The 1,001-nt window shown below is 64.4% G+C and carries 1 protein-coding gene; it reads right to left on the bottom strand.

Annotation, left to right across the window (positions count from 1 at the left end; all coding sequences use genetic code 11):
• On the bottom strand, nucleotides 1-1,001 hold a 1,001-nt coding region (gene tuf, locus Q8L83_RS00020; protein ID WP_305284053.1), incomplete at both ends, for an elongation factor Tu.

The following is a 1,001-nucleotide window of genomic DNA, read 5'->3' as shown; positions in this document are numbered from 1 at the left end:
AGGTGCACGATGCCGGTCACGTCCGTGGTGCGGAAGTAGAACTGCGGGCGGTAGTTGGTGAAGAACGGCGTGTGACGGCCGCCCTCTTCCTTGTTGAGGATATAGGCCTCAGCGAGGAATTTCGTGTGCGGGGTGATCGAGCCGGGCTTGCAGAGAACCTGGCCGCGCTCGACGTCTTCACGCTTGGTACCGCGCAGCAGCACGCCGACGTTGTCGCCGGCCTGGCCCTGGTCGAGCAGCTTGCGGAACATTTCCACGCCCGTGCAGGTCGTCTTCTGGACCGGACGGATGCCGACGATTTCGACTTCCTCACCGACCTTGACGATACCCTTTTCGATACGGCCCGTGACCACGGTGCCGCGACCCGAGATCGAGAACACGTCCTCGACCGGCATCAGGAACGGCAGGTCCAGCGGACGCGCCGGCTGCGGGATGTAGGCGTCGACGGTTTCCATCAGCTTGAGCACCTGCTGCTCACCGATCTCCGGCTTGACGCCGTCGGTGGCGGCCTTGGCCGAACCCATGGTGATCGGGATGTCGTCGCCCGGGAAGTCGTACGACGAAAGCAGCTCGCGCACTTCCATCTCGACCAGCTCGAGCAGCTCGGCGTCGTCGACCAGGTCGACCTTGTTCATGAACACCACCAGCGCCGGCACGCCGACCTGACGGGCCAGCAGGATGTGCTCGCGGGTCTGCGGCATCGGGCCGTCAGCGGCCGAAACCACCAGGATCGCGCCGTCCATCTGGGCGGCACCGGTGATCATGTTCTTCACATAGTCGGCGTGGCCGGGGCAGTCGACGTGGGCATAGTGACGGGCTTCCGTCTCATATTCCACGTGCGCCGTGTTGATCGTGATGCCGCGGGCCTTCTCTTCCGGGGCCGCGTCGATGTCGGCGTAGTTCATCGCCTTGCCACCGCTGGCCTTGGCCAGAACCATCGTGATCGCCGCCGTCAGCGTCGTCTTGCCGTGGTCAACGTGACCAATCGTGCCGATGTTGCA

The sequence above is a fragment of the Phenylobacterium sp. genome, from assembly GCF_030680185.1.
Classification (GTDB): domain Bacteria; phylum Pseudomonadota; class Alphaproteobacteria; order Caulobacterales; family Caulobacteraceae; genus Phenylobacterium.
The sequence above is the reverse complement of the archived record's forward strand: the minus strand, read 5'-3'. Positions and strand labels throughout refer to the sequence as shown.